At 71.8% G+C, this 12,724-nt stretch carries 8 protein-coding genes; 5 read left to right on the top strand and 3 right to left on the bottom strand.

Annotated features, from left to right (window positions below):
- Positions 1-81 precede the first annotated feature (81 nt).
- Positions 82-1,971 carry a phosphoenolpyruvate carboxykinase (GTP) gene (locus DBR36_RS04965; protein WP_181373483.1) on the bottom strand — a complete coding sequence of 630 codons (1,890 nt, stop codon included), beginning with the start codon at positions 1,969-1,971 and terminating at the stop codon, positions 82-84.
- A gap of 118 nt (positions 1,972-2,089) precedes the next feature.
- Here DBR36_RS04965 and DBR36_RS04960 point away from each other — a divergent pair, with 118 nt between their 5' ends.
- The gene (locus tag DBR36_RS04960; RefSeq protein ID WP_108317836.1) at positions 2,090-3,529 is read left to right on the top strand and encodes a helix-turn-helix transcriptional regulator; all 1,440 of its coding nucleotides are present in this window, start codon (positions 2,090-2,092) and stop codon (positions 3,527-3,529) included.
- A gap of 141 nt (positions 3,530-3,670) precedes the next feature.
- On the opposite strand, the gene DBR36_RS04955 is transcribed toward DBR36_RS04960, so the two are convergent.
- Positions 3,671-5,143, bottom strand: a complete 1,473-nt coding sequence (locus DBR36_RS04955) for an NAD-dependent succinate-semialdehyde dehydrogenase (protein ID WP_108317835.1) — start codon at positions 5,141-5,143, stop codon at positions 3,671-3,673.
- 373 nt (positions 5,144-5,516) lie between these two features.
- The gene (locus tag DBR36_RS04950; RefSeq protein ID WP_108317834.1) at positions 5,517-7,361 is read right to left on the bottom strand and encodes an FAD-dependent monooxygenase; all 1,845 of its coding nucleotides are present in this window, start codon (positions 7,359-7,361) and stop codon (positions 5,517-5,519) included.
- 96 nt (positions 7,362-7,457) lie between these two features.
- On the opposite strand from DBR36_RS04950, the gene DBR36_RS04945 reads away from it, so the two are divergent.
- From DBR36_RS04945 to DBR36_RS04930, 4 genes are all read left to right on the top strand, one after another.
- Positions 7,458-8,162: an IclR family transcriptional regulator gene (locus tag DBR36_RS04945; RefSeq protein WP_108317833.1), complete on the top strand. Its 705-nt coding sequence runs from the start codon at positions 7,458-7,460 to the stop codon at positions 8,160-8,162.
- A gap of 198 nt (positions 8,163-8,360) precedes the next feature.
- Complete coding sequence (locus DBR36_RS04940; protein WP_108317832.1) at positions 8,361-10,019, top strand: thiamine pyrophosphate-binding protein; 1,659 nt, start codon at positions 8,361-8,363, stop codon at positions 10,017-10,019.
- Positions 10,020-10,425: 406 nt separating this feature from the next.
- Positions 10,426-12,024: a fumarylacetoacetate hydrolase family protein gene (locus DBR36_RS04935; RefSeq protein WP_108317831.1), complete on the top strand. Its 1,599-nt coding sequence runs from the start codon at positions 10,426-10,428 to the stop codon at positions 12,022-12,024.
- Positions 12,021-12,707, top strand: a complete 687-nt coding sequence (locus DBR36_RS04930; RefSeq protein ID WP_108317830.1) for a GntR family transcriptional regulator — start codon at positions 12,021-12,023, stop codon at positions 12,705-12,707. The genes DBR36_RS04935 and DBR36_RS04930 overlap by 4 nt, the downstream gene beginning before the upstream one ends.
- Positions 12,708-12,724 lie beyond the last annotated feature (17 nt).

The raw sequence follows: 12,724 nt of genomic DNA, 5'->3' as shown, positions 1-12,724 counted from the left end.
CCCCTCCCGCGCGCCAAGAACGGGAGGGGCGTCGAGTCACGGCCCGCCCCACCCGCGACACGGCGGGCGGAGCGGGAGCGGTCAGTCGCGCGTGAGGCGGTACCGCAGCGACGCGAGCTCGGCACGCAGGGCGGCCGGCAGGTGGGTTCCGAAGGTGTCGTAGAACTCCTCGGTCAGATCGGCCTCGGCGAGCCACGAGTCGCGGTCGATCGAGAACAGCTCGTCGAGGTCGGCCGCCGGCAGGTCGAGGCCCGACAGCTCGAGGTCCTCGACGCGGGGCAGGCGTCCGATGGGGCTGTCCACGGCATCCACCTGTCCATCCACACGGCGGATGATCCAGTCGATGACGCGCGCATTGTCGCCGAACCCGGGCCACAGGAACCGGCCGTCGTCGCCCTTGCGGAACCAGTTGACCTGGAAGATGCGGGGCGCGCGGTCGAAGCGCAGCTTCTGGCCGACCTCGAGCCAGTGGCCGAAGTAGTCGCCCATGTTGTATCCGCAGAACGGCAGCATCGCGAACGGGTCGCGGCGCAGCTCGCCGACCGTGCCCTCTTGCGCCGCGGTCTTCTCGCTCGACACGGTCGATCCGAGGAAGACGCCGTGCGACCAGTCCGTCGCCTCGAGCACGAGCGGGACGTTCGTGGCGCGGCGACCGCCGAACAGGATCACGTCGAGCGGAACGCCCTCGGGGGCCTCCCAGTCCTCGGCGATCTGGGGGCACTGCGCGGCACCGACGGTGAAGCGCGAGTTGGGGTGCGCGGCGGGCCGACCCGACGCGGGCGTCCAGGGCTTGCCCTCCCAGTCGATGAGCTGCGGCGGAGCCTCGTCGGTGAGCCCCTCCCACCACACGTCGCCGTCGGGACGCAGGGCGACGTTCGTGAAGATCGTGTTGCCCCACAGCGTTTCGATCGCAGTGACGTTGGTCGACTCGCCCGTACCGGGTGCGACGCCGAAGAAGCCGGCCTCGGGGTTGATCGCCCACAGGCGTCCGTCCTCGCCCGGGCGGATCCAGGTGATGTCGTCGCCGAGGGTCTCGACGCGCCAGCCGGGGATGGTGGGGCGGAGCATCGCGAGGTTGGTCTTTCCGCACGCCGAGGGGAACGCGGCGGCGACGTGGTAGGCCTTGCCCGCCGGGTCGATCACGCGGATGAGCAGCATGTGCTCGGCGAGCCAGCCCTCGTCGCGACCGATGACCGAGGCGATGCGCAGGGCGAAGCACTTCTTCGCCAGGATCGCGTTGCCGCCGTAGCCCGAGCCGAACGACCAGACCTCGAGAGTGTCGGGGAAGTGGACGATGTACTTCTCGTCGTTGCACGGCCAGGCGACGTCCGCCTCGCCCGGGGCCAGCGGCGCTCCGACCGAGTGCACCGTCTTGACCCACGGCGCACCCGCCGCGATCCGCTCGGTGACGGCGGTGCCGACGCGGGTCATCACGCCGATGGATGCCACGGCGTAGGCGCTGTCGGTGATCTGCACGCCGATGTGGCTGAGCGGGCCGCCGACCGCTCCCATCGAGAACGGCACGACGTACATCGTGCGTCCGCGCATCGAGCCCTCGAAGACGCCGTTCAGCGTCTCGCGGATCTCGGCGGGGGCGATCCAGTTGTTCGTGGGTCCGGCATCCTCTTCGCGCTCCGAGGCGATGTAGGTGCGCGACTCGAGGCGGGCCACGTCGCCGGGGTGCGAGCGGGCCAGGTACGAGCCGGGACGCCACTCGGGGTTGAGCTTGATGAGCTTGCCCTCGTCGACCATCTCGCGCAGCAGCGCGTCGTTCTCGGCGGCCGAGCCGTCGACCCAGTGGATGCGGTCGGGCTGCGTGAGGGCGGCGACCTCGTCGACCCAGGCGGTGAGAGCGGCCAGACCCGGACCCTCGACGGCCGGCTTCACGCCGTAACCGGGGCTGACGGGGGCGGCGGGAGCCGCGGCGGCGCGGCCGGTGGTGCGGGACGTGAAGATGTCGGCGAGTGCCATGTCGTTCTCCTCGGTGGGGAGTCAATTCGGTGGTCTTCCCCCATGGTGCGGGCATTCGACCGTCTCTTTCGAGGGTTCACCCGTGTAAGAAGTCCGAATCTTTCGATATGGTCAAGGAATGGCGTCGTCCTTCGAACTCACCACCCTGGGCCACCGCATCCGGCATCACCGCCTCGCGCGGGGCTACACCCTCGATGAGCTCGGCGCCCTGGTGGGCGTCGCCGGCAGCCAGCTGAGCCTGATCGAGAACGGCAAACGCGAACCTAAGCTGTCGCTCCTGCAGGAGATCGCCCGCGCGACCGAGACCGAGGTCGCCGAGCTGCTCTCTCAAGAACCCCCCAACCGCCGCGCCGCCCTCGAGATCGAGCTCGAGAAGGCGCAGACCAGCCCGTTCTTCCGCCAGCTCGGCATCCCCCCGGTCAAGGTCAGCAAGGGCACCAGCGACGACACCATCGAGGCCGTCCTGGGCCTGCACCGCGAACTGCAGCGCCGCGAGCGCGCGACCATCGCCAGTCCCGAAGAAGCGCGCCGCGCCAACACCGAGCTGCGCCTGCGCATGCGCGGCATCGCCAACCACCTGCCCGACATCGAGCGCCTCGCCGAGAAGCAGCTCAAGGCCGCCGGCCACTCGACCGGCGCCCTCACTCACCGCACCGTCAGCATCATGGCCCAGCAGCTGGGCTTCGAGCTCATCTACGTCAGCGACCTGCCGCACTCGGCGCGGTCGGTGACCGACCTCGAGAACGGCCGCATCTACCTTCCTCCCGCCTCGATCCCCGGCGGTCACGGCCTGCGCTCGATGGCGCTGCAGGCGATGGCGCACCGCCTGCTCGGTCACCGCCCGCCGACCGACTACGCCGACTTCCTGCAGCAGCGCCTCGAGATCAACTACTACGCCGCCTGCTGCCTCATGCCCGAGACGAGCTCGGTCGCCTTCCTCGCGCAGGCGAAGAAGGATCGCAACCTCGCGGTCGAGGACTTCCGCGACGCGTTCGGCGTGACCCACGAGGCCGCCGCGATGCGCATGACCAATCTGATGACGACGCACCTCGGCATCCATCTGCACTTCCTGCGCGTGGACGGCGACGGAGCCATCTCGCGCGTCTACGAGAACGACGGGCTGCCGCTGCCCACCGACGTCACCGGCAGCGTCGAGGGGCAGATCGTGTGCAAGAAGTTCTCGGCGCGCTCCGCCTTCTCGGAGCACAACCGCACCACCGAGCACTACCAGTACACCGACACCCCGGCGGGGACGTTCTGGTGCTCCACGCAGACCGGGACCACGAGCGACGGTGATTTCTCGATCACCGTGGGCGTGCCGTTCGACGACGCGCGCTGGTTCCGCGGCCGCGAGACCGTGACGCGCGGCATCTCGCACTGCCCCGACGAGTCCTGCTGCCGACGCCCCGACACCGAGGCCGCCGCGCGCTGGCAGGGCAAGGCATGGCCCAGCGCACGCGTGCACCGGCACATGTTCTCGCCGCTGCCGCGCGGCATGTTCCCCGGTGTCGACGACGCCGAGGTCTTCGCGTTCCTCGACCGCCACGCCGACGGCTGACGCCGCACCCGCGTGAGTCGCCCTCGTCGCTCAGCGCGGGCCGGGGGCGACAAGCTCTGACGACTCGCGCGCGGGGGACGGAACGACGGATGCCACGACCCCGGGCCCTCGTGGGGCGCCGGGGTCGTGGCATCCGGTGTCTTACGCGTAGGGATTGGCCGTCAGCGTGTACTTCGTCTGCATGTACTCGTGGATGCCCTCGTCGCCGCCCTCGCGGCCGAGGCCGGACTGCTTCCAGCCGCCGAAGGGCGCCGCGGCGTTGGAGACGACGCCGACGTTCAGGCCCATCATCCCGGTCTCGAGCTTGTCGATCATGCGCTGACCGCGCGCGAGCGACTCGGTGAAGACGTACGAGACCAGGCCGTACTCGGTGTCGTTGGCGATGCGCACGGCGTCGTCCTCGTCGTCGAAGGGGACGATCGCGAGCACCGGTCCGAAGATCTCCTCGCGCAGGATGTCGCTGCCCGGCTGCACGTCCGATACCACGGTCGGCTCGAAGAAGGTTCCGGGGCCGTCGACGGGCGAGCCGCCGGTGGTCACCGTGGCGCCGCGCTCGACGGCATCCCCGACAAGGGTCTTGGCCTTGTCGACCGCGCGGTCGTCGATCAGGGGGCCGATCTGCACGCCATCCTCGGTGCCGCGGCCGATCTTCAGGCCCTGCACGCGCTCGGTGACCCGGCGGGTGAACTCCTCGACCACGCTGCGCTGGACGATGAAGCGGTTGGCCGCGGTGCAGGCCTGGCCGATGTTGCGGAACTTGGCGAGCATCGCGCCCTCGACGGCCTTGTCCATATCGGCGTCCTCGAAGACGACGAAGGGGGCGTTTCCGCCGAGCTCCATCGAGGTCCGCAGCACCCCGGGGGCGGCCTGCTGCAGCAGCTTCACGCCGACGGGGGTCGAACCCGTGAACGAGAGCTTGCGCAGGCGCGGGTCCGAGATGATGCGCTCGGACACGGGGCCGGTGTTGGTCGTGGTGACGACGTTGACGACGCCGGCGGGGAGGCCGGCATCCTGCAGGATCTGCGCGAAGAACAGGGTCGTGAGGGGGGTCAGCGTCGCGGGCTTGATCACGACGGTGCAGCCGGCGGCGAGCGCGGGCGCGATCTTGCGGGTGGCCATCGCGAGCGGGAAGTTCCACGGGGTGATCAGGTAGCAGGGACCCACGGGGTGCTGCGACACGATCATGCGCCCGGTGCCCTCGGGATTCGCGCCGTAACGGCCCTGGGTGTGGGCGGTGACCTCGCTGAACCAGCGCAGGAACTCGCCGCCGTAGCCGACCTCGCCGCGCGCCTCGGCGAGGGGCTTTCCCATCTCGAGGGTCATGAGCAGCGCGATGTCCTCTTTGCGCTCCTGCAGCAGGTCGAATGCCCGGCGCAGGATCTCGGCGCGCTCGCGCGAGGGGGTCGCCGCCCACGACGGGAACGCGTCGGCGGCGGCATCCATCGCCGCGACACCGTCGTCGATGCTCGCGTCGGCGATCTCGTGAATGACCTCACCGGTGGAGGGGTCGTTCACGGCGACGGTCTTGCCGCCCTCGGCCGCGCGCCACTCCCCGTTGATCAGCAGGCCGGTGGGTACGGATGCCAGCAGCTCGCTCTCGCGCGAATCGGTCATGAATCCTCCTGGATCGATGCGGTGTCTGCGCCCATTCTTCTCGCGGCGATGGGCGGTGCCGATATACGACGTGTACAACACGGGCGGTGCGATCACCGCGACGGCAGGTGCGTGGATGGCCGTGGCTCGCCGCCGCCCGGCCGCCGTGCCGCGCCGTGCCGTGCCGCGCCGTGCCGCGCCGCCACGCCGCCGCGCCGTGCCGTGCCGTGCCGCGCCGCGCCGCGGCATCCCCCTCCGATAAACGCGATCCGTGCGCAGAAACGCGGTGCGCCCGCGTTTCTCGACACGAATGGCGTTTATCGGCGGAGGGAGGGGGCGGATGCCGCGACCTTCGCGGGCGGCACGGCGAGGAGAGAGGGCGGATGCCGCGACCTCAGCGTGCGGCGAGGGCGGCCGGCGCCCGCATCACCCCGGCGAGGAAGCCCTCGAGAGCGGCGGGGTCGGTCAGGGGCAGCACGGTGGCGACGTACTGGTCGGGGCGGACCACCACCACCGCGCCGCTGTCGCCGATCCCCCGCTCGGCGAAGATGTCGCTGTGCGTCCACGCCGAGGGGGCGGCGGCGAACACCTTCTCGAGGTCGGTCAGACCCAGTGGCCCGGACCGCGGCCGGAACAGCGCGGGCACGTCGACGACGTCCTCCCACCGTCCGGGGAAGATCGCCTTGACGTCGAAGACGGCGTCGAGGTCGGCACCCTCGGGGGTGAAGCGTTCCACGACCCCGCGCGCCGCGGCCGCCCACGACGCGAGGGCCGAGCCGTCGGCATCCGCGAAGGCATACACGCGCCAGCGACCGTCGGCTCTCGCGTGATGGCCGAGGTGCACGGCGTTGCCGTCGCACACCCGCACGACCTCGACGCTGTGGAAGCGTTTGCCGACGGGGAATCCGGATGCCAGCTGCTGCGCCGCGTCGGCCGCGACGATCCGCGAGGGGGCGTAGTGCGTCCCGAACCCGGACGGGAACTCCGCCGTGGCCAGGTAGTAGGTGGCGAGTTCGGCGGGGTCGGTGATCTCGCCGGGCTTGCGCGCCATGAGCGACGACCACTCCCGGTCGAAGTCGATGAGCTGCTGGGCGACGGGGCGACGCTCCTCGTCGTAGGTGCGCAGCAGCGCGGCCGGGGCGAGCCCGGTGAGCACGTGGCCGAGCTTCCACCCGAGGTTGAAGCCGTCCTGCATCGAGACGTTCATGCCCTGCCCGGCCTTGGCGCTGTGGGTGTGGCAGGCGTCGCCGGTGAGGAAGACACGCGGGCTGTCGAGGTCGTCGACGAACTGGTCGGTCACCCGGTGCCCCACCTCGTACACGCTGTGCCAGGCGACCTGTTTCACGTCGATCGAGTACGGATGCAGGATCTCGTTCGCCCGGCGGATCACCTCGTCGATCGGGGTCTGCCGCACGCGGTGGTCGTCGTCCGCGGCCACTTCACCGAGGTCGATGTACATGCGACTCAGATAACCGCCCTCGCGCGGGATGTGCAGGATGTTCCCCGCGGCGGCGTTGATCGCGCACTTGATGCGCCAGTCGGGGAAGTCGGTCTCGACCAGCACGTCCATCACGCCCCACGCGTGCCGGGCCGCGGCGCCGACGTGGGTGCGGCCGATCGCCCGACGCACGCCGCTGCGGGCACCGTCGCACCCGACGACGTACCGCGCGCGCACGGTGCGCTCGCCCTCGGCCGTCCGCACCCGCACGTCCACGTGGTCGTCGCGCACGTCGAGGTCGAGGAACTCGACGCCGTAGTCGGGGGCGATGCGCGCCGGGCCGTGCAAGGCGGCCTCGGCGAAGTAGTCCAGCACGCGCGCCTGGTTGACGATGAGGTGGGGGAACTCGCTGATCTTGAAGCCGTAGTCCTCGGTGCGGCTGGTGCGGACGATGCGGTCGGGATTCTCGGGGTCGGGGGCCCAGAAGTTCATCCAGCCGATGTTGTAGGCCTCGGCGGTGATGCGGTCCGCGAAGCCGAACGCCTGGAAGGTCTCGACGCTGCGGGGCTGGATGCCGTCGGCCTGGCCCAGCGCGAGACGGCCGTCGCGCTTCTCGATGAGGCGCGTCGTGAGCTGGGGGAACTGCGACAGCTGCGCGGCCAGCAGCATGCCGGCGGGTCCGGAGCCCACGATGAGCACGTCGACCTCGTCGGGCAGGCGCTCGGGCCGGTCGAGGCCCGTGCCCGCGGCGTTCTGCACGCGCGGATCGCCCGAGACGTAGCCGTGGTGGTGGAACTGCATCGTCTCTCCTGACGTCGATGTCGGGTTGTGCCGCGGCGCCTGTCGTTCTATATTCGAACGAAGCGTTCAGCTATCGAACGAGAGGCTAACCGACCCATGCCGTCGCGGCAAGACTCCGCCCCCGCCTCGCAGACCCTCAGCCGCGGCATCCGCCTTCTCGAAGAGCTCGCCGACGCCCGCGCACCCCTGTCGATCGACGACCTCGCCGCCCGCATCGAGCTGCATCGCTCGGTGGCGTACCGACTGCTGCGCACCCTCGAGGACCACGGGCTGGTGACGAGGGATGCCGCGGGCGCGGTGCGACTGGGAACGGGGCTCGCCGCGCTGGCCGCGGGAGTCGCCGCCGACCTGCAGGCCGAGGCCCTGCCCGAACTCACCGCCGCCGCGAACGACCTGGGCATGACGTGCTTCCTCGTGGTGCTCGATCACGACGAATGCGTGACCCTCACCAGCGTCGAGCCGCGACATGCCGTCACGGCAGTGGCGCAGCGGCCGGGGGCGCGGCATCCGATCACCCGGGGAGCCCCCGGACGGGCGATCCTCGCGCAGCTGCCGCCGCGGCGATGGCCCGACGACGTCGACGCGCGACTCGCCGCCGAGGTCGCCGACGCCGCCGAACGCGGCTGGGCGACGAGTCACGACGAGGTCGTTCCCACGCTGCGCGCGGTGGCGGTGCCGCTGGTCGTGCGGGGGCGCGAGCCCGCGGCCGTCGCCGCCGTGCACGTGGCGACCGATTTCGCCGACCCCGCGATCGCGGCCAGACTGACCGCCGCGGCCGAGGCCATCCAGTCCACCCTGTAACCCCTCCCCGCACGAGTCGCCGGCATCTGTCGCCCTCGCGGCTCGGCTGACGACGGATCCCGGCGAGTCGGGCCCCTATACTCGAACCCGTCAGGCGCACGAGGTCGTGCGTCGCTGCTCGAAAAAAGGGCACGTAGCGGGCATCCGCGAGACACATACGGCATCCCTCCGTCTCCGTCTCGAAAGGCCCCGTTCGTCATGCCCACCGTCTCCGCGCACGTCGCGCACACCCTCGCCCACCACATCGACACCGTTTTCGGCGTCATGGGCAACGGCAACGCCTACTTCCTCGACGCCCTCGGCCGCGACACCGCGTCGGGCTTCGTCGCCGTGCGGCACGAGGCCGCCGGCGTGGTCGCCGCCGATGCGCACTACCGCGCGTGCGGACGGCTCGCCGCCGCGACCGCCACCTACGGCGCCGGCTTCACCAACACGCTGACGGCCCTCGCCGAGGCGGTGCAGGCGCGCACGCCGCTCGTGCTGATCGTCGGCGACGAGCCCACCTCGGGCCCCCGCCCCTGGGGCGTCGACCAGATCGCCCTGGCCGCCGCCGTCGGCGCCCGCACCTACACCGTGGGTCACCGCGACGCCGCCGCGACCATCGTCATCGCCATCGAGCACGCCCTCACCTACCGACTGCCGGTCGTCGTCGGCATCCCGTACGACGTCGCGACCCGCGAGGCGGGACCGATCCCGGATGCCGAGGCCCCCGGCGCCGCGGTACGGGTGACCCCCGAGCACCCCCCTCTGGGCGCACACGCCGAGGCGGTCATCGACCGGATCGCCGACGCGCTCGCGGCGGCCGAGCGTCCCGTGCTGCTCGGCGGTCGCGGCGCCTGGCTGGCCGGCGCGGGCGAGGCCCTCGACGACCTCGCCTCGCTCACGGGAGCCCTGACCACCACGAGCGCCCTGGGCCGGGGACTGTTCTCGGACCGCTCGCGCGACCTCGGCGTCGCGGGCGGCTTCGGCGCGCCGGGCGCGATGCGTCTCGTCGCAGAAGCCGATGTCGCCGTCGTCTTCGGCGCGGGGCTCAACCAGTTCACGATGCGCTTCGGCGAGCTGTTCGCCCCGGGCGCGCGCGTCTTCCAGGTCGACCTCGCGCCCACGGCGACGCACCCGAACGTCAGCGGCTACGTCCGAGGGGACGCCGCCGACGTGGCGACCGCGATCGCTGACCGTCTGCGCGCGCGCGGCGCTGCCGCCTCGACCTGGGGGAACGGGCTCGACCTCGCGGCCGCGCGGCAGCAGCCCGCCGGGCAGGGCCTCGGTCCCGACGGCCGTCTCGATCCCCGCACGGCGGCGGCGCGCCTGGCCGAGCTGTTGCCCGCGGACCGCGTCGTCGTGCACGACGGCGGCCACTTCATGGGCTGGTCGAACATGTACTGGCCGGTCGAATCCCCCGACCGCATGCTCATGGTGGGCACCGCGTACCAGTCGATCGGCCTGGGCTTTCCGAGCGTCCCAGGCGCCGCGGTCGCCCGTCCCGACTCCGCGATCGTGCTGAGCACGGGCGACGGGGGCGGGCTGATGGCCCTCGCCGACCTCGAGACGGCGATCCGCGTGGCCGGCGGGCGCGGAATCGCGGTGGTGTGGAACGACGCGCAGTACGGCGCCGAGGTGCTCAACTACGGCATCAAGGGCCTGCACCCCGACCCCATGCTCATCCCCCAGGTCGACTTCGCGGCCGTCGCGCGGGGGTTCGGCGCTGAGGGCGTGGTCGTCGAGTCGGTCGATGACCTCGAGGCCCTGGCATCCTGGGTCGCCCGTCCGGAGTCGGACCGCCTCTTCCTGCTGCTGGACCTGCGGGTGAGCGCTGCGGTCGTCGCGCCCTTCTGGGAGGAGATCGCGGCGCGCTGACGCGTCACCGGCGTGCCGGGCTCCGGAGAAGTCGACGCGATGGGCTTCGCCGCCCGCGCCGGAAGCCGCTGCGCGCGCCCCGTTCCGGAGCCGGGCACGGGCGCTCCCCGACGCCGCCGCCCGCACGGCTCCAGACCCGGCGACCGTCGGTGCGGCCCGCCGACGCGGACCGCCGACGCGGACGGCCGACGCAGACCGCCGACGCGGCCCGCCGACGCGGCCCGCCCACGCGGACCGCCGCGCATCCGTGCCGCGCTCCGGAAAATCCGTCGTCCGCTCCTCCCGGAACCGCCCGCGGCACCCACGTCGCCCGAAGACTCCGGAGCCCGGCACACCCCGGACAGGGAATGCTTGCCCGGCGCCCGTGGATCGTATACGATTTCAAATACGACGCAAGGGAGCCTCCATGACCGACACCGACCCCCGGTTCGCCACCCTCGGCGCGCGCCCGGGAAAGATCGTGGCCGTCCACCTCTCGTACGCCTCGCGCGCCGATCAGCGCGGCCGCCGACCGGCCGCCCCCTCCTACTTCTTCAAGCCGTCGAGCTCGCTGGCCCCGTCGGGCGCCGAGATCGTCCGCCCCGCCGGAACCGAGCTGCTCGCCTTCGAGGGGGAGATCGCGCTCGTCATCGGCGCACCCGCCCGATGGGTGACCCCGGATGCCGCGTGGGAGCACGTGGCATCCGTCACCGCCGCCAACGATTTCGGCCTGTACGACCTGCGCGCGAACGACAAGGGCTCGAACGTCCGCTCCAAGGGCGGCGACGGCTACACCCCGCTCGGCCCGGCGCTCATCGGCGCCCGCGAGGTCGATCCCGCCGACCTGCGCCTGCGCACGTGGGTGAACGGCGACCTCGTGCAGGACGACTCCACCGCGGGCCTCATCTTCTCGCTCGCCCAGATCGTCGCCGACCTCTCGCAGCACTTCACCCTCGAGACGGGCGACGTGATCCTCACCGGCACCCCCGCGGGATCCTCGGTCGTCGTGCCGGGCGACGTCGTCGAGGTGCAGGTGGATGCCGGCCCCCTCTCGACCGGTCGACTCCGCACCGTCGTGGTTCAGGGCCGGCAGCCCTTCGACGCCGCGATCGGTTCGCTCCCCTCCGCCGACGACACGCAGCGCACCGAGGCGTGGGGCTCGGCCGAGGCGGCCTCCGCCGCCTCGAAAACAGGAGATGTCACCGGAACAGGCCAGAATCCGGCGAATCAGCCTGTTCCCGTCGCATCCCCTGTCCTGGTGACGGATGCCGCGGCACCCCGCACCGGCGACGGCGCGGGAACCGGAGGAACGGCGACGGATGCCGCGACGTCGACGCTCGATCCCGCCCTGCGCGCCAAGCTCGATAGCGTCCCGGTCGCCGCTCTCAGCGGGCAATTGCGCAAGCGCGGCCTCAACGACGTCACCATCGACGGCGTGCACCCGCTCACCCCCGGCAGCCGCTTCGTCGGCACCGCGCGGACGCTGCGCTTCGTCCCCCACCGCGAAGACCTCTTCGCCGCGTACGGCGGCGGTCAGAACGCGCAGAAGCGCGCGTTCGACGCCGTCGGCGAGGGCGAGGTCATCGTCATCGAGGCCCGCGGCGAGACCGGCTCGGGCACGCTCGGCGACATCCTCGCGATCCGCGCGCACGTCCGCGGGGCCGCAGCGATCGTCACCGACGGCGGGGTCCGCGACGCCGAAGCCGTGGCCGCGGTGGGTATCCCCGTCTTCACGGCCGGGGCGCACCCGGCCGTCCTCGGTCGCCGCCATGTGCCGTGGGAGACCGACGTGGCCGTGGGCTGCGGCGGCACGACCGTCGAGCCCGGCGACATCCTCGTCGGCGACGGCGACGGCGTGATCGTCATCCCGCCCGCGATCGCCGAAGAGGTGGTCGACGCTGCCCTCGCGCAAGAGGCCGAAGACGCGTGGATCGCCGAGCAGGTGGCATCCGGGCACCCGATCAACGGCCTGTTCCCCATGAACGCGGAATGGCGCGCCCGCTACCGAAGCGAGACCGCCCGATGAGCGACGTCACCACGGGCAGGAGCAAGTCGCAGCAGGCCTACCACTGGATCAAGCAACGCATCGCCTCGCAGGACTTCACCCCCGGCTACCGCCTGGTGCTCGGCTCGATCGCCGGCGAGCTCGACATGAGCGTCGTCCCCGTGCGCGAGGCGATCCGTCAGCTCGAGGCCGAGGGTCTGGTGATGTTCGAGCGCAACGTCGGCGCACGCGTGTCGATGGTCGACGACACCGCCTACCGCTTCAGCATGCAGGCCCTCAGCCTGCTCGAGGGGGCGGCGACGGCCCTGTCGGCCCGCTCGCTCACCGCCGACGACGTGCGCCGCGCCCGCCGGGTCAACGAGCTCATGGTCGAGACGCTCGAGCACTTCGACCCCCGCGCCTTCACCGCGCTGAACCAGGAGTTCCACGCGATCCTGTTCGAGAAGTGCGCCAACCCGCGCATGCTCGAGCTCGTCGAGGCCGAGTGGACACGACTCGGGCACCTGCGCGACTCCACCTTCAGCTTCGTCCCGGGCCGCGCCGCGGAGTCGGTGCGCGAGCACGAGAACATCCTCGTGCTCATCGAGAACGGCGCCCCGCTCGGCGAGATCGAGAAGGTCTCGCGCCGCCACCGCTCGGCCACCCTCGACGCGTACCTGATCCACGAGCACCCCGACGAGGTGCTCGGCCTCCCCGCTTTCTGATCCCGGATGCCACCCAC

This window comes from Microbacterium sp. HMWF026, assembly GCF_003061325.1.
Lineage (GTDB): Bacteria > Actinomycetota > Actinomycetes > Actinomycetales > Microbacteriaceae > Microbacterium > Microbacterium testaceum_E.
The sequence above is the reverse complement of the archived record's forward strand: the minus strand, read 5'-3'. Positions and strand labels throughout refer to the sequence as shown.

Coding starts and splice junctions, on each gene's coding strand:
- DBR36_RS04965 (WP_181373483.1), bottom strand. CDS start 1,971: ATGGCACTCGCCGACATCTTCACGTCCCGCACCACCGGCCGCGCCGCC.
- DBR36_RS04960 (WP_108317836.1), top strand. CDS start 2,090: ATGGCGTCGTCCTTCGAACTCACCACCCTGGGCCACCGCATCCGGCAT.
- DBR36_RS04955 (WP_108317835.1), bottom strand. CDS start 5,143: ATGACCGATTCGCGCGAGAGCGAGCTGCTGGCATCCGTACCCACCGGC.
- DBR36_RS04950 (WP_108317834.1), bottom strand. CDS start 7,361: ATGCAGTTCCACCACCACGGCTACGTCTCGGGCGATCCGCGCGTGCAG.
- DBR36_RS04945 (WP_108317833.1), top strand. CDS start 7,458: ATGCCGTCGCGGCAAGACTCCGCCCCCGCCTCGCAGACCCTCAGCCGC.
- DBR36_RS04940 (WP_108317832.1), top strand. CDS start 8,361: ATGCCCACCGTCTCCGCGCACGTCGCGCACACCCTCGCCCACCACATC.
- DBR36_RS04935 (WP_108317831.1), top strand. CDS start 10,426: ATGACCGACACCGACCCCCGGTTCGCCACCCTCGGCGCGCGCCCGGGA.
- DBR36_RS04930 (WP_108317830.1), top strand. CDS start 12,021: ATGAGCGACGTCACCACGGGCAGGAGCAAGTCGCAGCAGGCCTACCAC.